The following is a 25,658-nucleotide window of genomic DNA, read 5'->3' on the forward strand; positions in this document are numbered from 1 at the left end:
AGAAGAGTCTAGGCAAAAAAAAGCCCGTCTGAGACGGGCTTTGTGTTTAAGAGCTTGGCGATGACCTACTTTCACATGGCAACCTGCCACACTATCATCGGCGCTAAGCGGTTTCACTTCCGAGTTCGGGATGGGATCGGGTGGTTCACGCTTGCTATGTTCACCAAGCAAACTGGTTAGGCTGTTGTTGCAGCCGTCATGCACAGGTTCGAAGCGTATGGCTTCGCGGGCTTTGCCGCTTGACCTGTTTTCATGGAAATCTGTAGCGAGTTTGTCGTTCTCAGTTTGTTATCAGCAGTCAACTGCTACCCAAACGCATTGGGTGTTATATGGTCAAGCCTCACGGGCAATTAGTACACGTTAGCTACGCCCATTACTGGACTTCCACACCGTGCCTATCAACGTCGTCGTCTCCAACGGCCCTTCAGGGGACTTAAAGTCCCAGTGAGATCTCATCTTGGGAGGGGCTTCCCGCTTAGATGCTTTCAGCGGTTATCCTGTCCGAACGTGGCTACCCGGCAATGCCATTGGCATGACAACCGGAACACCAGAGGTTCGTCCACTTCGGTCCTCTCGTACTAGAAGCAGCTTCCCTCAAATCTCAAACGCCCACGGCAGATAGGGACCGAACTGTCTCACGACGTTCTGAACCCAGCTCGCGTACCACTTTAAATGGCGAACAGCCATACCCTTGGGACCTGCTTCAGCCCCAGGATGTGATGAGCCGACATCGAGGTGCCAAACACCGCCGTCGATATGAACTCTTGGGCGGTATCAGCCTGTTATCCCCGGCGTACCTTTTATCCGTTGAGCGATGGCCCTTCCATACAGAACCACCGGATCACTAAGACCTACTTTCGTACCTGCTCGACTTGTCCGTCTCGCAGTCAAGCACCCTTATGCCTTTGCACTCATTGCCTGATTTCCGACCAGGCTGAGGGTACCTTCGTGCTCCTCCGTTACTCTTTGGGAGGAGACCGCCCCAGTCAAACTACCCACCAGACACTGTCCCTAATCCAGATAATGGATCGAGGTTAGAACTCCAAACATACCAGGGTGGTATTTCAAGGATGGCTCCACAAGAACTGGCGTTCCTGCTTCACAGCCTCCCACCTATCCTACACAAGTAGGTTCAAAGTCCAGTGTCAAGCTATAGTAAAGGTGCACGGGGTCTTTCCGTCTAGCCGCGGGTACACTGCATCTTCACAGCGATTTCAATTTCACTGAGTCCCAGGTGGAGACAGTGTGGCCATCGTTACGCCATTCGTGCAGGTCGGAACTTACCCGACAAGGAATTTCGCTACCTTAGGACCGTTATAGTTACGGCCGCCGTTTACTGGGGCTTCGATCAAGAGCTTCTCCGAAGATAACCCCATCAATTAACCTTCCAGCACCGGGCAGGCGTCACACCCTATACGTCCACTTTCGTGTTTGCAGAGTGCTATGTTTTTGCTAAACAGTCGCAGCCACCGATTTTTTGCAACCCCCTTCCGCTCCAGTCGCGAGGACCTTCACGTAATGAGGGCATACCTTCTCCCGAAGTTACGGTATCATTTTGCCTAGTTCCTTCACCTGGGTTCTCTCAAGCGCCTTAGAATTTTCATCCCACCCACCTGTGTCGGTTTAGGGTACGGCCACTAGTAACCTGAAGCTTAGAGGTTTTTCCTGGAAGCAGGGCATCTATCACTTCGCGTTTCTTTCGAGACACTCGTCATCACATCTCAGCATAAAGTACCCCGGATTTGCCTAAGGTACATGCCTACTTGCTTAAACGGCCACTTCCAACCGACCGCTGATATAGCCTTCTCCGTCACCCCATCGCAGTTACTACTGGTACAGGAATATTAACCTGTTTTCCATCGACTACGCATTTCTGCCTCGCCTTAGGTGCCGACTAACCCTGCGTCGATTAACGTTGCGCAGGAAACCTTGGGTTTACGGCGAGGGGGTTTTTCACCCCCTTTATCGTTACTTATGTCAGCATTCGCACTTCCGATACCTCCAGCCGACTTCTCAATCGACCTTCGCAGGCGTACGGAACGCTCCTCTACCACTCACGCAAAGCGTGAATCCGTAGCTTCGGTACTATGCTTAGCCCCGGTGAATCTTCCGCGCAGACCGACTCGACCAGTGAGCTATTACGCTTTCTTTAAAGGGTGGCTGCTTCTAAGCCAACCTCCTGGCTGTCTGTGCCTTTCCACATCGTTTCCCACTGAGCATAGATTTGGGGACCTTAGCTGACGGTCTGGGCTGTTTCCCTTTTCACGACGGACCTTATCACCCGCCGTGTGTCTCCCGTGCTGAAACTTGCTGGTATTCGGAGTTTGCATCGGGTTGGTAAGTCGGGATGACCCCCTAGCCGAAACAGTGCTCTACCCCCAGCAGTTATACACGAGGCGCTACCTAAATAGCTTTCGAGGAGAACCAGCTATCTCCGAGCTTGATTAGCCTTTCACTCCGATCCACAACTCATCCCCTACCTTTTCAACGGGAGTGGGTTCGGTCCTCCAGTGTGTGTTACCACACCTTCAACCTGGTCATGGATAGATCGCCCGGTTTCGGGTCTACACCTTGCGACTAAACGCCCTATTAAGACTCGGTTTCCCTACGCCTCCCCTATTCGGTTAAGCTTGCCACAAAATGTAAGTCGCTGACCCATTATACAAAAGGTACGCAGTCACCCCACGAAGGGGCTCCCACTGCTTGTACGCATACGGTTTCAGGTTCTATTTCACTCCGCTCTCCGCGGTTCTTTTCGCCTTTCCCTCACGGTACTGGTTCACTATCGGTCAGTAAGGAGTATTTAGCCTTGGAGGATGGTCCCCCCATATTCAGTCAACGTTTCACGTGCGCCGACCTACTCGATTTCATGCTGAAGACGTTTTCGTGTACGGGGCTATCACCCTGTATCGCCGGACTTTCCAGACCGTTCCACTAACGTCATCAACACTTAAGGGCTGGTCCCCGTTCGCTCGCCACTACTAAGGGAATCTCGGTTGATTTCTTTTCCTCCGGGTACTTAGATGTTTCAGTTCTCCGGGTTCGCTTCAGTGAGCTATGTATTCACTCAAAGATGACGAGGTTATCCTCGCCGGGTTTCCCCATTCAGACATCTCCGGATCACAGGCTGTTTGCCGCCTCCCCGAAGCTTTTCGCAGGCTACCACGTCTTTCATCGCCTCTTACTGCCTAGGCATCCACCGTATGCGCTTATTCACTTGACCATATAACCCGAATACGTCTGCTTTTACTTCGCTTCCGATTTTCATCTTCGGCTTTGTTAGGCTTACGATTTAAGTTATTTGTCAGCTGACATGTTCGCTGATGTTGCTTGAGAACGACTTGCTATTTACTTTCGGCGCTTATCTTTCGATAATCACTTCCGATAAACCGCAACTCGTTTCAGTTTTGATCGTTTCCGATCAAGACTTGGTTACAGATTTCCATATTGTTAAAGAGCGTATTGATCTAAGGATCAATTCTATAAAGCCTGTATTCAAGCATTATAGAGCTGATCGCCTTCACGGATACGTTGGACCCGGGCACTTGGCTTGCCTCTGGCGAGTGGTGGAGCCAGGGAGGATCGAACTCCCGACCTCCTGCGTGCAAGGCAGGCGCTCTCCCAGCTGAGCTATGGCCCCGAAAACAGTCAAAAGACTAAAGCCGAAATCGTCAAGATCAAAACAGCAATCCGACGAATGTCTTTTGCGTGTTCAGTTGCCTTGTTGCTTTCGTCTTGCTTTTCGCGTTGGTGGGTCTGGGAGGATTTGAACCTCCGACCTCACCCTTATCAGGGGTGCGCTCTAACCAACTGAGCTACAGACCCAGGTGCGTCTTTCAATCGAAATAATTTGTTGTGGATACGTGTAACGGGATTCTGTCTTTGTAAGGAGGTGATCCAGCCCCAGGTTCCCCTAGGGCTACCTTGTTACGACTTCACCCCAGTCATGAATCACAAAGTGGTAAGCGCCCTCCCGAAGGTTAAACTACCTACTTCTTTTGCAACCCACTCCCATGGTGTGACGGGCGGTGTGTACAAGGCCCGGGAACGTATTCACCGCGGCATTCTGATCCGCGATTACTAGCGATTCCGACTTCACGCAGTCGAGTTGCAGACTGCGATCCGGACTGGGACCGGCTTTGTGGGATTTGCTTGACCTCACGGTTTCGCTGCCCTCTGTACCGGCCATTGTAGCACGTGTGTAGCCCTACCCATAAGGGCCATGATGACTTGACGTCGTCCCCACCTTCCTCCGGTTTATCACCGGCAGTCTCCCTAGAGTTCCCGACATTACTCGCTGGCAACTAAGGATAAGGGTTGCGCTCGTTACGGGACTTAACCCAACATTTCACAACACGAGCTGACGACAGCCATGCAGCACCTGTCTCTCGGTTCCCGAAGGCACCAAGTCATCTCTGACAAGTTCCGAGGATGTCAAGGGTAGGTAAGGTTCTTCGCGTTGCATCGAATTAAACCACATGCTCCACCGCTTGTGCGGGCCCCCGTCAATTCATTTGAGTTTTAGCCTTGCGGCCGTACTCCCCAGGCGGTCAACTTAATACGTTAGCTCCACTACTAAGTTCTTTAAGAACCCAACAGTTAGTTGACATCGTTTACGGCGTGGACTACCAGGGTATCTAATCCTGTTTGCTACCCACGCTTTCGTACCTCAGCGTCAGTTTGAGTCCAGAGAGCCGCCTTCGCCACTGGTGTTCCTTCAGATCTCTACGCATTTCACCGCTACACCTGAAATTCCACTCTCCTCTACTCAACTCTAGTTATCCAGTATCAAATGCAGTTCCCAGGTTAAGCCCGGGGCTTTCACATCTGACTTAAACAACCGCCTACGCACGCTTTACGCCCAGTAATTCCGATTAACGCTTGCACCCTCCGTATTACCGCGGCTGCTGGCACGGAGTTAGCCGGTGCTTCTTGTATGGGTAATGTCAGTCTACCGGGTATTAACCGATAGGTATTCCTTCCCATTGAAAGTGCTTTACAACCCTCAGGCCTTCTTCACACACGCGGTATTGCTGGATCAGGCTTTCGCCCATTGTCCAATATTCCCCACTGCTGCCTCCCGTAGGAGTCTGGGCCGTGTCTCAGTCCCAGTGTGGCTGATCATCCTCTCAGACCAGCTACGGATCGTCGCCTTGGTAGGCCTTTACCCCACCAACTAGCTAATCCGACATAGGCTCATCTATTAGCGCAAGGCCCGAAGGTCCCCTGCTTTCATCCGTAGATCGTATGCGGTATTAGCGTGAGTTTCCCCACGTTGTCCCCCACTAATAGGCAGATTCCTATGCATTACTCACCCGTCCGCCACTCATCAAAGGTGCAAGCACCTTATCAGCGTTCGACTTGCATGTGTTAAGCATACCGCCAGCGTTCAATCTGAGCCATGATCAAACTCTTCAGTTTAATTTTGGTTTGTCGCTAAGAAAGATTAGCGACCAATCTTGACTCGATTACAGAACGTAATTTATAAGCTTAAATTGACGTGGTCTGTACCGATAATTTCTAACAGAAATCGATCGCTACACATACCCACACAAATTATTTCGATTCAGTTTGTTAAAGAGCCAGAGCATTTCGCCCTGTTGAGCCGACATATTCTACAGCAATCAGAAATCATGTCAACCACTTTTTCAGCGGCTTTCGATTCAAACTCCCCAAATCGAAATCGCCAACTTACCGACCCCAAAACAACAGAGCCAGCAAAGCCACCACCAAACCAGGATTCAACCTTCAAATCCCAAAACCGTCAGCAGTGAAGAGCCGCTCATTCTAACCACACCTCTCCACCCTGTCAACATTTTAATTTCACTTTGGCGAATTTTCTTTTGCCAACCTGGTAAACATGCGAACCAGCACCGATCACTTTTTTCGCATCCTCAACCTTTTCGCCATCGATTTTCACAGCGCCTTGCTTGATTAAACGCAACGCCTCCGAAGTACTCTCAACCAGTCCGGCATTTTTCAATAGATTAGCAATTGGCAAACCTTCGCTCCCTGCATCCATCTCTATTTCAGCCAGATCTTCTGGCATAGCCCCTCTCTGAAACCGCGCTTCGAAATTTTCCAGCGCCGATTTGGCGGCAGCGAAACCATGAAACCGCTCGACGATTTCCTGCGCCAACGCGACTTTGTAATTCCGCGGATTGTCTCCATTCTCGCACGCTTGCCGCCAACCCTCGATCTCGAGCATCGGCCGAAAACTCAATAGCTTGAAATAACGCCACATCAACTCGTCGGATATCGACATGATCTTGCCGAACATATCATCTGCCGCATCAGCAATACCTATATAGTTGTTCAGAGATTTCGACATCTTCTGCACCCCATCCAAGCCTTCCAGGATCGGCATGGTCAGGACTATCTGCGGCTTCTGACCATAAATCTCCTGCAACTGGCGCCCGACCAGCAAATTAAACTTTTGATCGGTTCCACCCAGCTCCACATCCGCCTTCATGACTACAGAATCGTAACCCTGAATCAGCGGATATAAAAATTCATGAATCGCAATCGGCTGACCACCTTTATAACGCTTGCTGAAATCGTCCCGCTCCAGCATCCTGGCCACCGTGTGTTTTGCAGCCAACTGAATCAATTCCGCACTGGTCATTGCCCCCATCCACGCCGAATTAAATTTCACCTCGGTTTTTTCCGGATCCAATATTTTAAAAACCTGAGCTTGATAAGTCTTGGCATTCTCCAGCACCTCTTCCCTGCTCAACGGCTTCCGCGTGACATTTTTACCAGTCGGATCGCCTATCATCGCAGTGAAATCGCCGATCAAAAATTGAACGTTGTGGCCGGCATCTTGAAACTGCTTCAGCTTGTTGATCAGTACGGTATGCCCCAAATGTAAATCCGGAGCGGTCGGATCGAATCCGGCCTTGATCGTCAACGGTCGACTCTCTTCCAACTTCTTAACGAACTCGGATTCCAACAAGATTTCTTCAGCACCGTAACGCAGCTGAGCCAAGGTTTCTTGCAACAAAACACTCTCCTAATAGCCTTCAGTTTTAGGGCGCGCATTATAAGTGATGCAACTGTGTCAACGGATAAAAAATCCCCATTTGTTAGCCATGAACCATAAAATTGCCTACAATTGGGCATTCGACAAACAATGAAAAGTGATTGCTGTGAAGAACAGAATACTCAAGTCGGCGCTGTTAGGCGCTTGTACCGTTGTTGCCGCAAGTGCAAGTTACGGATTGATCCCGCACAAAGGCTTGGAAGACGCCAAAAGTCTGGAGCAAGACAAACTGATCTCTTCCAGGCTCGATCGATACACCAATTACAATCAAGCCAAACCCAAAATCGAACACCTCGACGTAACCGAGGAACTGGAACACACCGTCAAAACCGGCGAAAACCTTTCCAGCATTTTTTCGGACTTAAACCTGAACCGCGAGGATCTGCATAAAATCATCCACGCCAACCCAACCGGCAAGCAATTCGCAGCGGTCGAGCCCGGTCAAGACGTGGTTGCCACGCTGAACGCCTCGGGAGAACTTGAACGCCTAACCTACGCCAAAAACCCGTTCGAAACCCTGATTGCAACCCGTCACGACGATGGCTTCGATGTCGAATTGCTCAGCAAAAAAGTCGATTATCAAGTCGCCAGCGCCAAGGCTACGATCCATTCCTCGCTGTTCGAAGACGGCACACAAGCAGGATTGCCGGAAAAGATCATTCTAAAACTGGCCGACATCTTTGCCTGGGACATCGATTTTGCGTTGAATTTGCGCGACGGCGACGAGTTCACCGTGGTCTATGAAAAGCTGTTCGTAGAAGGCCGCGAATTCGACACCGGCGACATCTTATCGGTGGAATTCGTCAACCAAGGCAAGACTTACACCGCAGTACGCTTCGAAGACAATCAGGGCAATACCGGTTATTACACGCCGGACGGCAATGGATTACGCAAAGCCTTCCTGCAAACGCCGATGGACTTCGCCAAAATCAGTTCGCATTTCAATCTGCACCGCAAGCATCCGGTATTGAACACCATTCGCGCCCACAAAGGTGTGGATTATTCCGCCGCCATCGGCACGCCTGTCAAAACCACCGGCGACGGCAAAATCGTGTTCCGCGGCGTCAGAAACGGTTACGGCAATGTGGTCGAAATCGAGCACGGTCAAAAATACTCCACACTTTACGCCCATCTGTCGGGCTTCAAAACCGGCCAAAAAGTGGGCGCCAGCATCAAACAAGGCGACGTGATCGGTTACGTCGGCAAAACCGGCTTGGCCACCGGTCCGCATTTGCATTACGAATTCCGCATCGGCGGCCAACACGTCAATCCAGTCACGGTAAAGTTGCCTCATTCCATGCCGATGGACAAAGCCCTGCTGGCCAAATTCAAGGCCCAAACCCAACCGCTGGTCGCGCAACTCAAACAAGCCAAAGGCGACGCCCAGGTCGCGCAGAATTAAACCGATGGCCGAACTTTATATCGGCTTGATGTCCGGGACCAGCATCGATGGCATCGATGCCGGCCTGGTCGACTTCGCTGGTAACAAGATTACGCTTGTCGAGTTCCATTACCAACCCTTCCCGCCGGCACTGAGACAATCCATTCAGGCAATCAGCCAAGCCAATCAGGCAGTGCGATTGCTAGATTATGGACACCTGGACAGCCAAATCGGCCGTTTATTCGGCGAAGCCGCCAATGCATTACTAAAAAAAACAGGAATACCAGCGAACGCGATCAAAGCCATCGGCAGCCACGGCCAAACCGTTTGCCATGCTCCGGACGGCAGCGACGGTTTCACCCTGCAAATTGGCGATCCAAACCGGATTGCGGAAATCACCGGCATCACCACGGTCGCCGATTTTCGCCGCCGCGACATCGCCGCCGGCGGCCAGGGCGCGCCACTGGTACCGGCGTTTCACCAGGCGGTATTTGCCGATCCGAGCCAAACCAGAACCGTGGTCAACATCGGCGGCATCGCCAATATCACGATACTCGACGATAAACCGGCCATCGGTTTCGATACCGGCCCCGGCAATGGCCTGATCGACTATTGGTATCAGCAACACCATTCAGGTATGTTCGACCCTTCCGGCGAGTGGGCGGCCAGCGGCCGGATCGATCAAGAGCTGTTAGCCGCATTGAAAGACGACCCTTATTTCCGGCTAGCACCACCGAAAAGTACCGGCAAAGAGTACTTTTCCGCAGCTTGGCTGGCCCGCAAAATCGAAACATTCGAGAACTTGCCGGCACAAGACATCCAAGCAACGCTGTGCCAATTCAGCGCGGATACGATCTCAGACGCCATTCGCCAACACGCCCCCGGAGCCACACAAACGTTCATTTGCGGCGGCGGCGCACATAACCGGCATTTATTGAGATTGTTGGCGGGAAACTTGCGGATTCCAGTCGCATCGACGGCCGAGATCGGCGTCGACCCAGATCACGTCGAAGCGATTGCGTTTGCGTGGCTGGCCCGGCAAACTCTGAACGGCTTGCCGGGTAACCTTTGCAACGTCACCGGGGCCAGGGCACCCGTGATTTTAGGAGGAATTTATCCTGGCCGTAACGGCTTAAGCTGAGAAAGACGAGCCGCAGCCGCAAGTGGTCGTGGCGTTGGGATTGCGGATCACGAATTGCGCACCGGACAAATCTTCCTTGTAGTCGATTTCGGCGCCATTCAAATATTGAATGCTCATCGAATCAATCAATACGGTAACCCCGCCGTTTACGATCTGCGTATCGTCCTCGTTCACTTCTTCGTCGAAGGTAAAGCCGTACTGGAAGCCGGAGCAGCCGCCACCACTTATATAAACCCGCAGTTTAAGATTGTCGTTACCTTCTTCTTGAATCAAACCCGCGACTTTTTGCGCAGCGCTATCGGTAAATACAATTGGATCGGCCATATAAAACTCTTAAGCAATTGAATGGGTAGGGAATTATGACTATCCCCAGTATTTTGGTCAACAATTATTGTGATACGGTGGCTTGGCTCGCGTTTTAATCCAACGACAACCCAAATCGCAGTAAAATCAGGTCCCGTTTCCGCTGCAATCGAGGAGATACCGATGCTAATCACGTTTCTGAGACATGCTACGGCGGAGGATAGCGCCTTATCAAAAGCCGATAGCGATCGAGCGCTCACCGAAAAAGGCGCAAAACAGGTCAAACGGCTGGCGATCTTCTGTGAAAGAAATCGACTCTTGCCAAGCAAGCTATATTGCAGTCCGGTGTTGCGTGCGCAACAGACCGCAACTTTACTGCATGCCCACTTGCCCAACTGCCCCGCTGCGCTTAGCGCCGATTGGCTGAACATAGGCACCGAACCGCAACCACTGCTGGCACAACTTAAACAACTGGCCGACCTCGGCGAAGACGATGTCTGGTTAGTGGGTCATGAGCCCGGTCTTTCCGAGGCTATCGCGGCACTCTTAAACATGTCGGCCACTGCATTGTGCATCAAGAAAGCGTCATTAACCCGCCTCAATGCCGACTTCAGTAATCCGCAATCGATCACGCTGCTGTGGAGTCTGCCGTGCGGCTTGATGCGTTGATCTGTTTCGACGGGGCTTGATTCGGTAACAAACGACCGGCAATTTCGTCGTCGTCCAGGTAGCACCCTGGATCTTCCGCCCAAAAATCGCCGGTCAGTTGCTGCGCCCGAACCCGGGTATTGCCATTGCATATAGACTGGTAGCCGCAACTGCCGCACCGCCCCTGCAAAGGCCGCGGGGAAGCTTTCAGGCCGGCCATCAACGGGTCCGAGGTATCCTGCCAGATTTCGGAAAATGGCCGCTGACGAACATTGCCCAAGCCGTAATGCCACCAGAACGTGTCGGGATGCACATTACCCAGGTTATCGATATTGGCGACATTGACACCGGAAGCGTTGCCGCCCCATTGCCGCAGTTTGGCCTGGATGTGCTCGGCCCGCTCCGGGAAGCGGCGTTTGACCCAGTGCAGGAAATAAACGGCGTCGGCGTCGTTGTTGCCGGTCACCACTTCCCGGTGCAGGCCTTGTTTTTCCCAGCTCAACGACTTTTCAAACAGGCTATCCATTACTTTGCGGGTCAACTGAAACTCGGCATCGTCCTTGCGGTTTTTGTTGCCTCGTCCGCCGTAATTCAAGTGCGACAGATAAAATTTGTCGATGTCCTCGTCGTCCATCAATTGCAATAAGTTATCGAAATCATGGGCGTTGTCTTGGGTCAGCGTGAAGCGCACGCCAGCCTTGATACCGTGGTCGCGACATAAACGGATGCCAGCCAGCGAGGCATCGAACGAGCCCTGTTTCTGGCGAAATTTGTCGTGTGCCTCGCGCATGCCGTCGAGACTGACACCGATGTACTGGTAATCGATCGCGGCAATTTGCGCGATGTTGGCTTCGTTAATCAACGTGCCGTTGCTGGATAAGGCCACGTAAAAACCCATGTCCCGCGCGCGTTGCGAAATCGGAAAAATATCGGGATGCAACAGCGGTTCGCCGCCCGACAAAATCAGCACCGGCACCTTAAAGGCCTTTAAATCGTCCATCACCGTGTAGATTTCCGGCGTGGTCAGTTCGCCGGGGAAATTGATATCGGCGGAGGTGGTATAACAATGCTTGCAGGTGAGATTGCAACGCCGGATCAGATTCCAGATCACGACCGGACCGGACGATTTGCGCGCCGGCTGCAACGGTGTCGGCGCCAGCACTTCGCGCATGTATTGACTGAGACGAAACATGCCTATCCTCCGATACGCAGACCGGTTTTTTTCAAAATTTTGCTGCTGTACAGTACCTCGTGCCCGCGCGCGTGATCGCCCAACAGCTCGGCAATGATGGCGACCTGGCGTTCGGCATCCTGCTCGGTCTTACCGTGTACCATCGCAAATAAGTTATACGGCCAGTCCGGTAAGTGGCGCGGGCGCTGGTAACAATGACTGACGAATGGCAACGCGGCAATCTGCCGGCCCAAGCGGTCGACATCATCATCGCCCACATCCCAAACGGTCATGCCGTTGTGGCGATAGCCCAGTTTGTAGTGGTTGGGCACCGCGGCGATCCGGCGGATGACGCCGGTCTGTTGCATTTCGGCCATGTGCAACATCACAACCTGGACAGACAAACCCAATTGCTCGGCGACGGCTTGATAGGGCTCGGCAACCAACGGTAAGCCGGCTTGGGTAGCCTGGATAATTTGGCGGTCTATCTCATCGATACTCATCAAGCTTCCAATTGCAAACCGACGTAATATTCATTGATTTTCGGCATTTTATAGACGGTCAGACCGGTCAGCCGTTCGATCTCGGCAATCACGCTCGCCACCTGTTGCGGCTGTTCGGTGGCCAAGACAAACCACATGTTCAAGGCATGGTTGCGAGCGTAGTTGTGGGCGACCTCGGGAAAGGCGTTGACGATTTCGGTGACTTCGTCAAAGCGTTCCTCAGGTACCTTGATGGCGGCTAGGGTCAACGCGCCGCCCATTTGCTCGGCGTGGTACATCGGCCCGAACCGCGACAACACGCCATCGGCCAGCAAGGCCCGCAGGCGCGCCAACAAGCACTCTTCGGTCAAACCCAGTTCTTCGGCGACCCGTCGATAGGGCGATTCGCAGATCGGAAAACCTTGCTGCAGGCGATTGACGATGCGTTTATCGATGGTATCCATGGCGTCACACACTTTGCCATTCGCATGCAGCGGGAACGACCGCATCCCGTTCGACACGGTTTTGTGGGTCCTTGGCGGCCTCCGCCGGCGCCGAATAGCGCGCACCGCGTTGTTTAAAGCAGCGCCGGCTAAACAATACTTCGTAGGGATAAGCCGCCAGCGCGCAATCATGTCTTAACACCGCCCATTGCTCCAACACCACTTCCCGGCTTTTGCCATGGATCATGCAATACAGGTTGTAAGGCCAAACCTCGCCCTGGCGCGGCCGCTGATAGCAGAGATTGACGCAAGCTTGTTGACTGATCAGCGCGCCGACGTCGGCGACACGCTCGTCCGGGACATTCATGACGATCATCGCATTGGCGCGGTAGCCGAGTTGGCGATGCTTGACGACCACCCCCCAGCGCTTGATCAAACCTTGCGCACGCAAGCGCGATAGACGCTGGATCACGTCCTGTTCGGTCAAACCCAAATCCTCCGCAATTGCCGCATAAGGCCGTGCCGTGATCGGCAGACCGGCCTGGACGGCGGCAATCAAACGATGATCAACGGCATCAATCATGCAAATTCAATTCAAAACCGAGATTGATGAAATAGTCGGCCAACATCGGCAATAACATCGCCGGATAACCGCTGCGGTTCTCGATATCCGCAATCACGGCGCGCAAATGCGCCTCGTCGTCGGCCACCGCTACAAACCACAAGTTAAAACGATTTTCCCGTTCGTAGTTATGATTGACTTCCGGACAAGCGCTGACCAAGTCGGCAACCCGCGCCAGATCGTGATCCGGCACCGCCATCGCCACCAGCGCGCTGCTGCCGATGCTGTTCGGCGCAATGACCGGACCGATGCGGCTGATCATCCGTTGCGCCGACAATTCTTCAAAAGCGTGCAGTACAACCTCTTCGCTGACGCCGAGTTGATCGGCAATATCGCGATATGGTGTGGGGCTGAGCGGAAAATCCTGCTGGTAATCGTTGAGCAGGCGTTTGTGCAAGGGTGCCAGCATCGTCACCAACCTATGCGATTGGCGCGGTCGGTGAAAAAAATGCCGCTGGGTTTTTGGGCGGGCAGACGGGCTATTTCGGCCAGGGTTTCCGTATCGTAAACCATCAGCCGATCGTCGTCGCGCACCGCCAGCCAGACTGTTTCGCCGCGCGGACTGAATTCCATGTGCAACACCGCCTTGCCGGGCTGCAAGGTTTTGACGATGTTGAAATTCTTGACGTCGATGACCTGCACGGTCTGGTTATCGGGGAACGCGAAATTCACCCAGATTTGGCGGCCGTCGGGCCGGGCACTGACGAAAACCGGCTGGCCGGCCAGCGGAATGCGCTTGACCAGTTCCCAATCGGTTTTGTCGATGACCAGTACCTCATGCTGCCCGATGGCCGGCACGAACAGCCAGTCGCCGGCCATCGTCCAGCCCTCCAGATGCGGCATTTTGTAGACTGGTAGTTGCTCGTCGTCCTTGCCGTAGTCTTCGAGGATATGCTCGACGCCTTTTTCCGGCTGCCATAAATCCAGCAGTGCCAAACCTTTTTCGCCGAACAGGCCGGCCGCATAGAAATGACCGTCCGGGCTCAACAACGCATCGTAGGGCTGCTTACCGATGTCCTGGTATTTTTTGACGACTGGTTGACGCGGATTTTTGGCGTCGATCAGCCAGATTTCGTTGGCTTCGAACAAACTGCAAACAAAGCGCTGGCCCGGCGCATCGACCAGACCGACCACTTTGGACAACTTGCTACCGTCGCCGTAGACCGCCGGAATCTCGGCCAATTGTTCCAGAGTTTCGGCGTCGAACAGCTTCACCCCGCCCGGCGTGTAATTGGAGACGGCAATCACTTTACCGTCCTGAGATATGGCGCCGCCGATACTGTTGCCGGCCTGCACGATCCGTTTGTCGATTTTGTCCTGCAGCAGATCGAGTTTGCTCAATCCGCCGTCACGGCCGAATACATAGGCGTAACGCTGATCGCGGGAAAATACCACCGAGGCATGCGACAAATCGCCCAGACCTTCGATTCGGCTCAGCATAGCTGGTTTGGTAGTATTGACGATTTGAATAGTGCCGGCTTCGCGCTCGATCACGACGCCCAAATCGCCGGTCGCCCGCAAATCGGCGCAAGCCGAGCCGGCAACGGCCAGAGCAGACAACAACACGGAAGCCAAAAGTTTCATGAAAACCCTGTTCTGAAAATTATTCCGTTCCAACAAATCCGCAGCCGTCCGCCGCCCTTTAGCTAAGCCGGCTTCAGCGTTGGCGCAGACGCGCAACCATCCAGCTGATCTCGGCATCGTTCAAAAACGGTTGCCACGCCGGCATAGCCGTGCCGGCCCGGCCGTTACGAATCACGTCGAACAATAACGCATCGCTTTTGTCGGCCAAGGCGTCCGGCATCAACGAAGGCCCCAATCCACCCTTGGGCGGCAGGCCATGGCAGGAACCGCAATCGTGCTTCAGCATATTGGTCAATTCCTGCTGGCGCCCAGCGCCCGGCTCTTCGGCGTACACGCCGAAACAAAACGCGCCGAGCAGCCAGGCAATCCGCATCGCTTAAGGCTTGACGCTGCCGTAATAGGCGGCGATATCCGCAATCTCGCTATCGGTCAGCGAACCGGCTATCGCGTTCATGATGTCCGACTTGCGGGTCTTATCGCGGTATTGCTTGATCGCGGTTTTCAAATATTCCGGATCGCGCCCACCCAGCGGCGGAAACGGCGCATCGGCGCTGGGCATACGAATGCCGTGGCATTGTGCGCAAACCATTCCGGCTTTGTATTGACCGACGTATAAACTAACCGCCTGGGCATTGCCGGCGACCAACATCGTCGCCAGCATTGCAGCACTGTAACGGGCTATTTTCATTTGTGTTGCTCCATTTCGTCAGGCGACAAACCGCGGGTCATGTATTTGACCCGGCCTCTGGAGAAAATCCCGGCCGGGCTTTCCATCGGAATGCTGGCGACTTTTTGCAGACTGTGGGAATCGTAAACCACGACTTCGTCACCGTTATAGCCAGCCGAAATGTAAAGGAATTTACCGTCGGCGCTGTATTCCGGGAAGTAGGCGTGGCCGCCGACATCCAGGGTTTTGGCGACTTCCAGGGTTTTCTTGTCGATCAACTGCACGGTGCGGGCGCGCCGGTCTTTACTGATGATATCTACCGCGACATAAGGTGCGTTGGCATGAGCGGCCGGCGATTCGGTACCGCCGGAGACCGGCACTTGCTTGACGACTTCCATTTTGTCCAAGTCCCAGACGCTGACCACGGTTTTGTCGCAGTCGCCGAAATTGGTACCAAAACCCAAGGTACGGCCGTCGACCACCACCGCCGAGCCGCCGCCGACGTGAGGCACGCAACCGGCCGGCAGTTGTTTGATCAATTCGCGTTTTTCCAGATCGATCGCGGCGACGATGCTGTCGTCATAGGACGCGATCATCAATTTTTTGCCGCCGTGGGTCAGAAAGGCATCGTGCAAGTGGCGACCGACTTTCTCGATCTTGGTCACTGGAAAGCCTTCTTTTTTGTAATCGACCACCCAGACTTGGCCGGCGTTTTCCAAGGCAATCGCGAAAATATCGGCGTACGGCGTACCGATGATCATGCCGGAATCCGAGGACACGTGTTTGCCGTCCGGATCGATACCTTCCAATTCGAAGGTTTTCAACGGTTCCAGCGTATCGGCATCCAGGATCACGGCGTTATGCGGCACGAACGAGCCGGCCATGATGTATTTGCCGTCGCGCGACACGCCCATGCCGGGACCGTTCCAGCCGGTTTTGATGCTGCGCACCGCTTTCATTGAGTACAAATCGACTTTAAAAATCTCGGCGGTGTCGGTTTTGACATAAGCCCAGCGCGGATTGGCCGGATTGAAATCGATAATGTGTGCTGCGGTGCCGGTCGCAACCTCACCAACTTTCTGGTGAGTCGCACTATTGATGAAGATGGCTTTAGAGCCTTCGCCACGGCCGTATTTGCCGCGGGCAGCGACGCCGATCAGGTTTTCGAATTTATCGTCGATCTGGAACGTCGGCTTGGCTGGCAACGTGCTTTCGTCTTTGACATAGACTTTCAACGATTTTTTCATGTCGTCTATGGTCCAGGCCGGATTCGGTTGTTTCGGCGTTTCCTGCAAGTGCTTGATCACGCCGCGGATCTCGTCGTCGCTCAATCGGCCGTAGAACGGCGGCATCAAAGTGTCGAAGCTGCCGGCCATGACGATGGTGCGCAACGCGGTCGGACTGCGGCCTTTCAACGTGGCAGAGTTCAACGCCGGCGCCAAATAGCCGCCGTGGTCGGAGCCGTGGCAGCTCGCGCAATTGTCCTGATACAACTGATGCATGTCTTCGGTCTTGGCTAACGCCACTCCGGACGACAAGAGCATGATGATGGAACTCGCCAGTAATTTTTTACCCATTATTGTTGTTTTTTTCATCTAAATTTCCTGCCATCCGCAAGTTAAAAAAAGAGCCAACTTGGTGCATTAAACCATAAAAGACCGTAACGGGCAGCGCTGCGGATTCCCATGATAAAATGACAACTTGTTGACTCCAGGCCGAATGTTATAAGCTAAAGTTTCGATTCGCTATCAATTTACCGCTTGATAGGCGCCCTTGTCAACCCGACGCGGCTCAAACAGAATGCAATTTATGCAAAAGACTGATATCTATGAACTTATCGAGTGCATGACCACGTTAATCCGCTCGGAAGAGCGGAAAAAGTGCACCGAATTAGGCCTGCAACCGGTCCACTTCCAAGTGTTGAACTACTTATCGCGCTGCAACAAGTACAGCAACACGCCGGCCGCTGTCGCCAATTATCTGGGCATGACCCGCGGCACGGTGTCGCAATCGCTGATCATTTTGGAAAAAAAGGGCTACATCGGCAAAACGCCCGACACTAACGACAAACGCGTCGTGCACTTGCACCTGCTGCCCGACGGCGCCGAAATCCTGAAGCAAGCCCGGCCCTCCGACCTGTTCACCAGCGCCACGGCGATTTTACAGCAAAGCGAGTCACCACCATCCGACGCCAACGTATTCCAACAAGCCCTGACCGCGCTGCAAAAAGCCAACCAGTCGCAATCCTTTGGCGTGTGTAAAACCTGCCGCAATTTCAGCGAGAAAGACGGCGGCTTTTTCTGCCTGCTGACCCAGGAAAAACTCAGCGTCGAAGACAGCCAACAAATCTGCCAGGAACACAACCCGGTCTAAGACCGCGGAGCACGGCATCGCGGCTAGCGTCCGCACGGCACACCCGTTTCGGGGGAACAATTATGACGATAGCCAGAATAGCGATAACGCCGGGCGAACCGGCCGGCATCGGCCCGGATTTAACCGTACAACTCGTGCAACGAGCGCTGCAATGCCAACCGGTAGCCGTCGCCGACCCGGAACTATTGGCGCAGCGGGCCGAAAAATTGGGACTGCCGCTAACCATCGAACCGTTCGAGCCGGACCGGCCGGCCCTGCCGCATCGCTCCGGCACACTGTCGGTGTTACCGCTAAAGCTCAGCGCAGCGGCGGTCTGCGGCCGGCTGAATCCGGACAACAGCCACTACGTGCTGGAAACCATCCGCCAGGCCACATTAGGCTGCCTGAGCGGCACGTTCTCGGCCATGATCACCGGCCCAGTGCATAAAGCCGCGATCAACGATGCCGGCTTCCGCTTCAGCGGCCATACCGAATTCATCGCCGAACTGTGCGCCGCCGATCCGGTGATGATGCTGGCGACGCCGGGGCTGCGGGTCGCGCTGGCCACCACCCATCTGCCTTTGGCCCAGGTCAGCGCCGCGATCACGGCCGAGTCTTTGCGCCGAGTCATCAGAGTACTGGACCACGATTTGCGCCGGCGCTTCCGCATCGCGGAGCCGCGGATTCTGGTGTGCGGCCTGAACCCGCACGCCGGTGAAAACGGCCACCTCGGCCACGAAGAAACCAAAATCATCGAACCGACGCTGGAACACCTGCGCAGCGAGGGCATCCATCTTTACGGCCCATTGCCCGCCGACACCCTGTTCACCCCCAAATACCTGGACCATGCCGACGCCGTACTGGCGATGTACCACGACCAAGGCCTGCCGGTTTTGAAATTCAAAGGCTTCGGCCAAGCCGTCAATGTCACCCTCGGCCTGCCCATCGTCCGCACCTCGGTCGACCACGGCACCGCACTGGAACTGGCCGGCACCGGCAAAGCCGAACTCGGCAGCTTGCAATTTGCATTGCAGACGGCGTTGGATATGAGCATAGGAACAAAATAAAGGAAGCGGCGATGACTGAATCGATACCGGAACCCGAGCACTGGAGCACCCAAAGTTTTCTGGCGCATTTCATGCGAGTTCACGATCAAATGCCCGATCGCTCGTTTGCCTTTATCCTCGGTGCCGGGGCATCGCGGGCTTCCGGGATTCCGACCGGCGGCGAGCTGGTGCAAAAATGGCTGGCAGAATTGCATCAACGCGCCGAGACGCAAGACGCGCTAACGGACTGGGCCAAGTCCGACAATCTGCAAATCCCAGGCTTCGATTACACCCGGAAAGCCGAGTTTTACCCGCAAATTTACGAACGCCGCTTTCGCCGCGATCCGGAAGAAGGCTATGCCGATTTGGAAGCGGTAATGGCGGACAGGGAACCCAGCTTCGGATACTCGGTACTCTCCAACATCCTCCACCAAACCCGGCATAAAGTGGTGGTTACCACCAACTTCGACAATCTGGTCGCCGAGGCCTTGTCGATTTATACCCGCTCTTATCCTTTGGTATGCGGCCACGAATCGCTGGCCGGCTTTGTTCGCACCCGTTTGCGTCGACCGTTAATCGCTAAAATCCATCGCGATCTGTTGTTCGCGCCGATCAACGACGGCGATGGCGTCAACCACTTGGCGGATGGTTGGGAACAGGCCTTAACCCGGCTGTTTTCCCACCACACCCCCATCGTGCTGGGCTACGGCGGCAACGACGGCAGCCTGATGGATTTTTTGCGCGCCATGCCGAGCGGAAGCATTCCCGGCGGCATTTTTTGGTGTTACCGCAAAAACGACGGCCTACCCAGTGATCGAATCCGGCTGTTAGTCGCCCAGCACAACGGCGCACTGGTGCCTGTGGTGGGTTTCGACGAATTCATGCTGCAATTACACAACCAATTTGAATATCAATTTTTGGCGGATGCGGTCAGACAACGCGCAGAGGATCGCGCCAAACACTATCAAACCCAAGTGGACGAGATTCAAAAACGACTGGATAGCGCCACCGGCGATCAATCGCCAGAAACCCAGGCCGTCAAACAAGCCTTGCACGACAGCGTTGCCCGGCAAAAACTCAACAACTGGTGGGATTGGGAACTGAAAGCCCGTCAGGAAATAGATCCAATAGAACGCGAACGGATTTATCGTGAGGGATTGGCCCAATTCCCAAACAGCGCGGAATTGACCGGCAATTTCGCTATCTTCATGAAAAAAAAATGCCGGGATTATGACGAAGCGGAACGCCTCTACCGTAAAGCCATAGAACTCGATCCGAATGACGCAGATTACGCCGGCAATTTCGCTAGTTTCATGGCGTATAGCCGCCAAGACTACGACGAGGCAGAGCGCTTGTACCGTAAGGCTTTGGAACTCTATCCGAATGGTCACGACCATACCGGCAATTTCGCTTTCTTCATGGCGAATATCCGCAAGGATTACGACGAAGCCGAACGCCTGTACCGCAAAGCCTTGCAACTCGATCCTAGTAATGCCGACCGCAACGGCAATTTCGCCTGTTTGAAGCTGATACAAAACCAATTGACTGAAGCGGAAACCTTGGCAAGGCAGGCCTGGCAACTCAACGCCGGCCAAAGCGAACAAATCGGCGCCGAAGCGGCGTTTTATCTGGGTTTGATTGCACGATTGCGACAAGGCGATGACAGCGCCGCCTTGGGCCGAGCGAAAACCTTGTTAAGCAATGGCTTTACCCGCAGCGATTGGTGTTTCGACGCACTCTTGGCGAGCGTGCAAGGCCGGTTGGCTAAAGGAGATTATTTACTATATACCGCGCTGAGCGCCGCGATTCTCAATGCCGACGAAGTTGCCGAACTGGAGCAAATTCCGCGTTGGCAAGCAATCGAGCCTATCGCACTCGACACGCCTTGGATCGATTAACGCGTTCCGTAGATTTCGAATTACCTAAACGGCAACATCATGACCCACACCGCCCGCAAACGCTTCGGCCAAAACTTTCTGCAAGATTACCGCATCATCCAAGACATTTTGGATTATGCCCACCCGCAAGCGGGCGAACACTGGGTCGAAATCGGCCCCGGCCTGGGCGCGCTGACCAAACCGCTGCTGGACAGCGGCGTGAAATTGGACGTGGTCGAGCTGGACCGGGACTTGGTGACGCGCTTGCAAAAGCAGTTTGCCGGCAACGCCAACATCAACATCCACAGCGCCGACGCGCTGAAGTTCGACTTCAGCGGCTTGGCCGGGGCCGGCGAAAAATTGCGGGTGATCGGCAACCTGCCCTACAACATCTCCACACCGCTGATGTTTCATTTGCTGGAAACCACGAGCTGCATCGAAGACATGCATTTCATGCTGCAAAAAGAAGTGGTGGACCGGATTTGCGCGGAACCGGGCAGTAAAAAATACGGCCGGCTCAGCGTGATGATGCAGTACTACTGCGAGGCGGAGTGGCTGTTCGACGTGCCGCCGGAAAGCTTCGATCCGGTACCGGCGGTGATGTCGGCCATCGTCCGACTGGCGCCGCATGCCGCGCCGCCGGCCGCCGTCGGCAACCTGGACGACTTCAACAGCTTGGTCAGCCAAGCGTTCTCGCAGCGGCGCAAGACCATTCGCAATTCCTTGAAAAACCTGGTCGAAGCGGAGCTCCTGGACGAGCTCGGCATCGACAGCAACTTGCGCGCCGAAGCCGTGACGCTGGAGCAATTTGCCGCGCTAAGCCGGCGCATTGCCACTCCCCGCTAAGCAAAACAGCTGCAATGTTTAGGTCTGCCCGGCTATGCAGCGGCGGATCAGGCCGATCAACTCTGCGATATTGAACGGTTTGGTGACGTAGTCCTGGAATCCGGCCGCCATGTAGCGGGCCACATCCTCGCTCATGGCATCCGCACTGATCGCAATCACCGGAACGGCGGCGGTCGCCGGATCGCGGCGCAAATCGCGCAAGGCAACCTCGCCGCTCATACCCGGCAAATTGATGTCCATCAACACCAAATCCGGTTGCAAGGCCCGGATCATCGGCAAGGCTTGCTCGGCGCTGGCGGCGACGTCAAGCTGCAACTCCGGCAGCCGCCGGAATACTTGGCGCATCACGTCGACGTTCACCGAGTTGTCCTCGACATACACCACCTTGCCGCAGACACCCGCGCCGACAACACCATTCACGCCGGCTTCTTCGGCGTCCACCGCCTCGGAAATGTACTCTGGCTCGGGCTCGGCCACGGCCAACTCCACCCAGAAATGGCTGCCGACGCCCTCCCGGCTTTCGCAGCCGATCCGCCCGCCCATGACCTCGGCCAATTGTTTGCAAATTACCAAACCGATACCGGTACCTTCGATGGAGCTGCGCTCCGCACCCAGGCGCTGAAACGGCTTGAACAATTCGGATTGGTAGCGCTCCGGGATGCCTATTCCGGTGTCTGTCACATCGATTGTTACGGTCTTCCCTTGAATCCGATAATCCAAATCGACCGTGCCGCCGTCCCGGTTGTATTTGACGGCATTGGAGACCAGATTCAGCAACAACTGCCTGAGCTTGTCGAGATCGGCCTTGACCGCTAACGCCGGGCTCTGTGCCGCCGGCTGGCTTTCAGCGGCGGTATCGTCGCGACGGCACAGACGCAATTCAATGCCGCGGGCCGAAGCCATGGTCGACAACAACAGGATGACTTCCTTGAACACCGGCAGCAATGCCACCGGCACCAATTTGAGTTCGGTTTTACCGGACTCGATACGAACCAGATCCAGAATTTCGTTGACCAGTTTCAGCAAGTGCCGGCCGCTGCCGAGTATCATCCGCACCGAACCGAGCTGCCCTTCGGTCAAAGGTTCGTCTGTATCGGACTCCAGCAGCTGGCTGAATCCGATGACGGAATTCAAAGGCGTACGCAGCTCGTGGCTCATACTGGATAAAAACACCGACTTGGCGCGATTGGCCGACTCTGCGACCTCCTTGGCCTGTGCCAATTTTTCCTCAGCCTGCTTCCGCTCGGTGACATCCAGCATGATGCCGGTCCACACCACCGATTCGCCGTTGGCCGCCGGATTGGGCTGGGCGGTCAATTGCAGCCATTTCAAGCGGCCGGACAGCGCGATGATGCGAAACTCGACATTGAAATAACGCCCTTCCCGGCTGGCGTTTTGCTCTTCGACGGCCAGCCGCGGCAGATCGTCGGGGTGAATCAAGCGCGTGAAAGCCCTTGCGTCGCCGAGCACAGCCTCCGGCTCCAGCTCCAAAATGTCGCGACAGCGCGGACCGACATAGAGAAAACCGGCATCGGGCCGAGGCGGTAACACGTAATCGCAGAGCATGCCCGGCACCGTGGCGGCAATGTTGCGAAATCGCGCTTCGCTCTTACGCAAGGCTTGCTCCATTGCTTTGCGCTCGCTGATGTCGGTGATAAAACCGTGCCACAGAACATCACCGTTTTCCAACCGGGTCGGCGTAGCATGGCCTTCCAGCCAAATCTCGCCATGCTCGGGATGGATCACGCGGTACTCGTCGCGCCAGACATTCAGGCTCTCGGCAGAAAGCGCGATACTCCGCCGCACTCTTTCCAAATCGTCCGGATGCAATACCTCGAACATCGGCGCCGCGTCGACGCGCACGGCAGCGGGATCGACGCCGTAAACACCGTAAATGCCGGCACTGGCGTAGGGAAAGCAGGAACGGCCATCGGCCCGTAGCAGGAACTGGTAGATCATGCCCGGCAAGTTGGCGGTCATCTTCTCTTGGCGACTCAGCACGCGGAATATTGCGCGACGGCTCCGCATTTGCAGATAGGCAAATCCGCCTAACAGTATCAGTATGGTCAGCGTACCGGCCAACCAGGGATACAGCCAGGACAGGTCCTGGCCGTCGGGATGGTAGATCATGCCGCTAAAATCGAATCTTTCCGGCAGCATACCCAGGCGGGTGTAAATATCGGCGATGTGCTGCCAGCGCGACTCGCTGTTGTGGCCGAGTTCAATCAGGTCGGCCATGATGAAGCGGCGGTATTGCCTGGCCTCCCACTTCAGATGTTCCAACGGCCTTTCGGGGATGTATTCGCGCTGAATCAACTCGGCGATTTCGTCAGGATGCTGCAACGCATAGGCCCACCCCTTCAAGCTTGCCGCCCGAAAGGCCCTGACTCGCTGGGGGTGCCGTTTGACTTGTGCCTCGCTGGTAAACAGGGTATCGCCGTAGAAATCGATACCGGCGTCGATAGCCCGCAACTCGGTGTAACCGATGCCGGCCTGATGCAGCGTGTAAGGCTGATCGGGAGAGTAGGCGGAAATCGCGTCGGTACGGCCTTCGATCAGATCGTCGATGTTTTGGCTATGGGTTTGGCGCTGGTAATCGGCAGGGTGCAGACCGGATTGAATGAAATACGCCAGCAATTCGGCGTCGTTCGGCCCGTACATTACCCGCTTGCCGGCCAAATCGGCAACGTCGCGGATGCCGCTGTCGTGGCGTACCACCAAGCTCAGCGGCGAATGTTGGATGATGGGAGCCAATACCACTACCGGCAATCCGCTGGCTCTATCCAAAATCAACTGGGAATTGCCGACCCCAAACTCGGCCTGTCCCGATGCCACCGTTTCCGAAACCGAACGCTCCTGCCCGCCTTCGACGATGCTGACCCGCAGCCCGGCGTCCTGGTAAAACCCCTTGTGTAGCGCCGCGTAGTAGCCGGCGAACTGGAATTGGTGTTTCCACTTCAGTTGCAGCGTTACCGTGTCCGGGGCTTGCACGGCGCCGGCAATCCGGACGACCGCGAACAGCAACACTATCAAACCGATTCTCGATACAGCCATGCCGACTGGCCTCCTATATTCCAAGACCGATATCCGGCATAGGCAGCGAATCGCTCGCGGGATTAGCGGTTTGGCATAAGCATAACCCGTTTTCCGGAAAGCGCACCTCCGCCAGCCGCCGGCTTGAGCGATCGACACCCGAAACTTGCGACGCCGGACAAATCAGCAAGCCTTCGATAAATGCGTTAAAATGCGGCATTTTTCTTAAACGTTAACCAAGCCGGATTTCCCGTATACGGCGGTATTTTCTAACCACACAATATCTTCCGGAGATGTTGCAATGCGTATTATTTTGTTAGGCAGCCCTGGGTCGGGCAAGGGCACCCAGGCCCAGTTCATCACCGAGAAATTCGGCATCCCCCAAATTTCGACCGGCGACATGCTGCGCGCCGCGGTCCGTGAAGGCACACCGCTGGGTATCGAAGCCAAAAAGGTCATGGATAGCGGCGGCCTGGTTTCCGACGAAATTATTTTAGGCCTGATCAAGGAACGCATTGCCCAGGACGACTGCAAAAACGGCTTTCTGCTGGACGGCTTCCCGCGCACCATCGCCCAGGCTGAAGGCTTGGCCAAAATGGGAGTCGAGCTGGACTATGTCGTGGAAATTGCCGTCGACGACGAGGAAATCATCAAGCGCATGAGTGGCCGCAGAGTGCATCCGGCTTCCGGCCGCAGCTACCATGTCGTATTCAACCCGCCGAAACAGGAAGGTGTCGACGACGTTACCGGCGAGCCGCTGCTCCAACGCGACGACGACAAGGAAGAAACCGTGCGCAAGCGCCTGAGCGTCTATCACGAGCAAACCAAACCGCTGGTGGGTTTTTATTCCGCAGCCGACCAAACCGCCAAATTCGCCTCGATCGCCGGCGTCGGCTCGGTGCAGGACATCACCGACAAGCTGTTCGCAGCATTGGCATAACAAAAGTTCAGGGTACGCATTTATGCCCTTTCGGGTATCGCGTACCTTTTAGTTAGAGACGGTACGCCGCGCGTACCCTA

The 25,658-nt window shown here is 54.9% G+C and carries 20 protein-coding genes, 2 tRNA genes and 3 rRNA genes; 8 read left to right on the top strand and 17 right to left on the bottom strand.

What is annotated here, in order from left to right:
• Positions 1-52 precede the first annotated feature (52 nt).
• The 6 genes from rrf to tyrS all read right to left on the bottom strand — a co-directional run bounded on the left by rrf (position 53) and on the right by tyrS (position 7,000).
• Positions 53-168: ribosomal RNA gene (rrf, locus tag ACH518_RS00955) — 5S ribosomal RNA — on the bottom strand.
• A gap of 161 nt (positions 169-329) precedes the next feature.
• Positions 330-3,223 (bottom strand): 23S ribosomal RNA (locus ACH518_RS00960).
• Between the two features lie 341 nt (positions 3,224-3,564).
• A tRNA-Ala gene (locus ACH518_RS00965) sits at positions 3,565-3,640 on the bottom strand.
• A gap of 108 nt (positions 3,641-3,748) precedes the next feature.
• Positions 3,749-3,825, bottom strand: a tRNA-Ile gene (locus tag ACH518_RS00970).
• A gap of 60 nt (positions 3,826-3,885) precedes the next feature.
• Positions 3,886-5,421, bottom strand: a 16S ribosomal RNA gene (locus ACH518_RS00975).
• The 16S, 23S and 5S rRNA genes sit together here with 2 tRNA genes alongside, the layout of an rRNA operon.
• A 388-nt stretch (positions 5,422-5,809) precedes the next feature.
• Positions 5,810-7,000: a tyrosine--tRNA ligase gene (gene tyrS / locus ACH518_RS00980; protein WP_445372954.1), complete on the bottom strand. Its 1,191-nt coding sequence runs from the start codon at positions 6,998-7,000 to the stop codon at positions 5,810-5,812.
• Between the two features lie 148 nt (positions 7,001-7,148).
• On the opposite strand from tyrS, the gene ACH518_RS00985 reads away from it, so the two are divergent.
• Together ACH518_RS00985 and ACH518_RS00990 are read left to right on the top strand one after the other, a co-directional pair.
• Positions 7,149-8,444: a peptidoglycan DD-metalloendopeptidase family protein gene (locus ACH518_RS00985; protein ID WP_445371538.1), complete on the top strand. Its 1,296-nt coding sequence runs from the start codon at positions 7,149-7,151 to the stop codon at positions 8,442-8,444.
• A 4-nt stretch (positions 8,445-8,448) separates the two neighbouring features.
• Positions 8,449-9,564, top strand: coding sequence for an anhydro-N-acetylmuramic acid kinase (locus ACH518_RS00990; RefSeq protein WP_445371539.1), 1,116 nt, complete (start codon positions 8,449-8,451; stop codon positions 9,562-9,564).
• Here the strand turns inward: ACH518_RS00990 and erpA are convergent.
• Positions 9,556-9,888, bottom strand: coding sequence for an iron-sulfur cluster insertion protein ErpA (gene erpA / locus ACH518_RS00995; RefSeq protein ID WP_064020540.1), 333 nt, complete (start codon positions 9,886-9,888; stop codon positions 9,556-9,558). The two genes, ACH518_RS00990 and erpA, sit on opposite strands and share 9 nt — an antisense overlap.
• Before the next feature lie 162 nt (positions 9,889-10,050).
• Between erpA and ACH518_RS01000 the strand changes: the two genes are divergently transcribed.
• Positions 10,051-10,536 carry a SixA phosphatase family protein gene (locus ACH518_RS01000; RefSeq protein ID WP_445371540.1) on the top strand — a complete coding sequence of 162 codons (486 nt, stop codon included), beginning with the start codon at positions 10,051-10,053 and terminating at the stop codon, positions 10,534-10,536.
• Here ACH518_RS01000 and nirJ read toward each other — a convergent pair.
• The 9 genes from nirJ to ACH518_RS01045 form a co-directional block, all read right to left on the bottom strand.
• Complete coding sequence (nirJ, locus tag ACH518_RS01005; RefSeq protein WP_445371541.1) at positions 10,496-11,707, bottom strand: heme d1 biosynthesis radical SAM protein NirJ; 1,212 nt, start codon at positions 11,705-11,707, stop codon at positions 10,496-10,498. The genes ACH518_RS01000 and nirJ overlap by 41 nt on opposite strands.
• A gap of 2 nt (positions 11,708-11,709) precedes the next feature.
• Positions 11,710-12,189 carry a siroheme decarboxylase subunit beta gene (gene ahbB, locus ACH518_RS01010; protein WP_278210677.1) on the bottom strand — a complete coding sequence of 160 codons (480 nt, stop codon included), beginning with the start codon at positions 12,187-12,189 and terminating at the stop codon, positions 11,710-11,712.
• Positions 12,189-12,632 (bottom strand): Lrp/AsnC family transcriptional regulator, encoded by a 444-nt coding sequence (locus ACH518_RS01015; protein WP_445371542.1) that lies wholly within the window; start codon positions 12,630-12,632, stop codon positions 12,189-12,191. Before ACH518_RS01015 ends, ahbB (ACH518_RS01010) begins: the two co-directional genes overlap by 1 nt.
• Positions 12,633-12,636: 4 nt before the next feature.
• Positions 12,637-13,194, bottom strand: coding sequence for a siroheme decarboxylase subunit beta (gene ahbB, locus ACH518_RS01020; RefSeq protein ID WP_445371543.1), 558 nt, complete (start codon positions 13,192-13,194; stop codon positions 12,637-12,639).
• Positions 13,187-13,642 (bottom strand): Lrp/AsnC family transcriptional regulator, encoded by a 456-nt coding sequence (locus ACH518_RS01025; protein WP_186289578.1) that lies wholly within the window; start codon positions 13,640-13,642, stop codon positions 13,187-13,189. Before ACH518_RS01025 ends, ahbB (ACH518_RS01020) begins: the two co-directional genes overlap by 8 nt.
• A gap of 2 nt (positions 13,643-13,644) precedes the next feature.
• Positions 13,645-14,817, bottom strand: coding sequence for a cytochrome D1 domain-containing protein (locus ACH518_RS01030; protein ID WP_445371544.1), 1,173 nt, complete (start codon positions 14,815-14,817; stop codon positions 13,645-13,647).
• A 73-nt stretch (positions 14,818-14,890) separates the two neighbouring features.
• On the bottom strand, positions 14,891-15,190 hold the full coding sequence (locus ACH518_RS01035) for a c-type cytochrome (protein WP_445371545.1): 300 nt from the start codon (positions 15,188-15,190) through the stop codon (positions 14,891-14,893).
• A 3-nt stretch (positions 15,191-15,193) separates the two neighbouring features.
• Positions 15,194-15,505 (bottom strand): c-type cytochrome, encoded by a 312-nt coding sequence (locus ACH518_RS01040; RefSeq protein ID WP_140912432.1) that lies wholly within the window; start codon positions 15,503-15,505, stop codon positions 15,194-15,196.
• Complete coding sequence (locus ACH518_RS01045; protein ID WP_445372955.1) at positions 15,502-17,028, bottom strand: cytochrome D1 domain-containing protein; 1,527 nt, start codon at positions 17,026-17,028, stop codon at positions 15,502-15,504. The genes ACH518_RS01040 and ACH518_RS01045 overlap by 4 nt, the downstream gene beginning before the upstream one ends.
• A gap of 265 nt (positions 17,029-17,293) precedes the next feature.
• Between ACH518_RS01045 and ACH518_RS01050 the strand changes: the two genes are divergently transcribed.
• From ACH518_RS01050 to rsmA, 4 genes are all read left to right on the top strand, one after another.
• Positions 17,294-17,857, top strand: coding sequence for a MarR family winged helix-turn-helix transcriptional regulator (locus ACH518_RS01050; RefSeq protein WP_445371546.1), 564 nt, complete (start codon positions 17,294-17,296; stop codon positions 17,855-17,857).
• Positions 17,858-17,919: 62 nt separating this feature from the next.
• The gene (gene pdxA, locus ACH518_RS01055; protein ID WP_445371547.1) at positions 17,920-18,903 is read left to right on the top strand and encodes a 4-hydroxythreonine-4-phosphate dehydrogenase PdxA; all 984 of its coding nucleotides are present in this window, start codon (positions 17,920-17,922) and stop codon (positions 18,901-18,903) included.
• Between the two features lie 11 nt (positions 18,904-18,914).
• Positions 18,915-20,780: a tetratricopeptide repeat protein gene (locus ACH518_RS01060; protein WP_140912436.1), complete on the top strand. Its 1,866-nt coding sequence runs from the start codon at positions 18,915-18,917 to the stop codon at positions 20,778-20,780.
• A 39-nt stretch (positions 20,781-20,819) separates the two neighbouring features.
• Positions 20,820-21,605 carry a 16S rRNA (adenine(1518)-N(6)/adenine(1519)-N(6))-dimethyltransferase RsmA gene (rsmA, locus tag ACH518_RS01065; RefSeq protein WP_445371548.1) on the top strand — a complete coding sequence of 262 codons (786 nt, stop codon included), beginning with the start codon at positions 20,820-20,822 and terminating at the stop codon, positions 21,603-21,605.
• An 18-nt stretch (positions 21,606-21,623) separates the two neighbouring features.
• Here the strand turns inward: rsmA and ACH518_RS01070 are convergent, their stop codons facing one another.
• Positions 21,624-24,659 carry an ABC transporter substrate-binding protein gene (locus ACH518_RS01070; protein ID WP_445371549.1) on the bottom strand — a complete coding sequence of 1,012 codons (3,036 nt, stop codon included), beginning with the start codon at positions 24,657-24,659 and terminating at the stop codon, positions 21,624-21,626.
• Between the two features lie 280 nt (positions 24,660-24,939).
• Between ACH518_RS01070 and adk the strand changes: the two genes are divergently transcribed.
• A complete protein-coding gene (adk, locus tag ACH518_RS01075) occupies positions 24,940-25,578 on the top strand; it encodes an adenylate kinase (protein ID WP_445371550.1) in 639 nt (212 codons plus the stop codon).
• Positions 25,579-25,658 lie beyond the last annotated feature (80 nt).

The sequence above is a fragment of the Methylomonas sp. HW2-6 genome (assembly GCF_052474525.1).

Coding starts and splice junctions, on each gene's coding strand:
- ACH518_RS01030 (WP_445371544.1), bottom strand. CDS start 14,817: ATGAAACTTTTGGCTTCCGTGTTGTTGTCTGCTCTGGCCGTTGCCGGC.
- ACH518_RS01025 (WP_186289578.1), bottom strand. CDS start 13,642: ATGCTGGCACCCTTGCACAAACGCCTGCTCAACGATTACCAGCAGGAT.
- ACH518_RS01040 (WP_140912432.1), bottom strand. CDS start 15,505: ATGAAAATAGCCCGTTACAGTGCTGCAATGCTGGCGACGATGTTGGTC.
- ahbB (WP_445371543.1), bottom strand. CDS start 13,194: ATGATTGATGCCGTTGATCATCGTTTGATTGCCGCCGTCCAGGCCGGT.
- ACH518_RS01035 (WP_445371545.1), bottom strand. CDS start 15,190: ATGCGGATTGCCTGGCTGCTCGGCGCGTTTTGTTTCGGCGTGTACGCC.
- ACH518_RS01060 (WP_140912436.1), top strand. CDS start 18,915: ATGACTGAATCGATACCGGAACCCGAGCACTGGAGCACCCAAAGTTTT.
- pdxA (WP_445371547.1), top strand. CDS start 17,920: ATGACGATAGCCAGAATAGCGATAACGCCGGGCGAACCGGCCGGCATC.
- ACH518_RS01045 (WP_445372955.1), bottom strand. CDS start 17,028: ATGCTCTTGTCGTCCGGAGTGGCGTTAGCCAAGACCGAAGACATGCAT.
- ACH518_RS01015 (WP_445371542.1), bottom strand. CDS start 12,632: ATGGATACCATCGATAAACGCATCGTCAATCGCCTGCAGCAAGGTTTT.
- ACH518_RS01000 (WP_445371540.1), top strand. CDS start 10,051: ATGCTAATCACGTTTCTGAGACATGCTACGGCGGAGGATAGCGCCTTA.
- nirJ (WP_445371541.1), bottom strand. CDS start 11,707: ATGTTTCGTCTCAGTCAATACATGCGCGAAGTGCTGGCGCCGACACCG.
- erpA (WP_064020540.1), bottom strand. CDS start 9,888: ATGGCCGATCCAATTGTATTTACCGATAGCGCTGCGCAAAAAGTCGCG.
- rsmA (WP_445371548.1), top strand. CDS start 20,820: ATGACCCACACCGCCCGCAAACGCTTCGGCCAAAACTTTCTGCAAGAT.
- ahbB (WP_278210677.1), bottom strand. CDS start 12,189: ATGAGTATCGATGAGATAGACCGCCAAATTATCCAGGCTACCCAAGCC.
- ACH518_RS01050 (WP_445371546.1), top strand. CDS start 17,294: ATGCAAAAGACTGATATCTATGAACTTATCGAGTGCATGACCACGTTA.
- ACH518_RS00990 (WP_445371539.1), top strand. CDS start 8,449: ATGGCCGAACTTTATATCGGCTTGATGTCCGGGACCAGCATCGATGGC.
- adk (WP_445371550.1), top strand. CDS start 24,940: ATGCGTATTATTTTGTTAGGCAGCCCTGGGTCGGGCAAGGGCACCCAG.
- ACH518_RS01070 (WP_445371549.1), bottom strand. CDS start 24,659: ATGGCTGTATCGAGAATCGGTTTGATAGTGTTGCTGTTCGCGGTCGTC.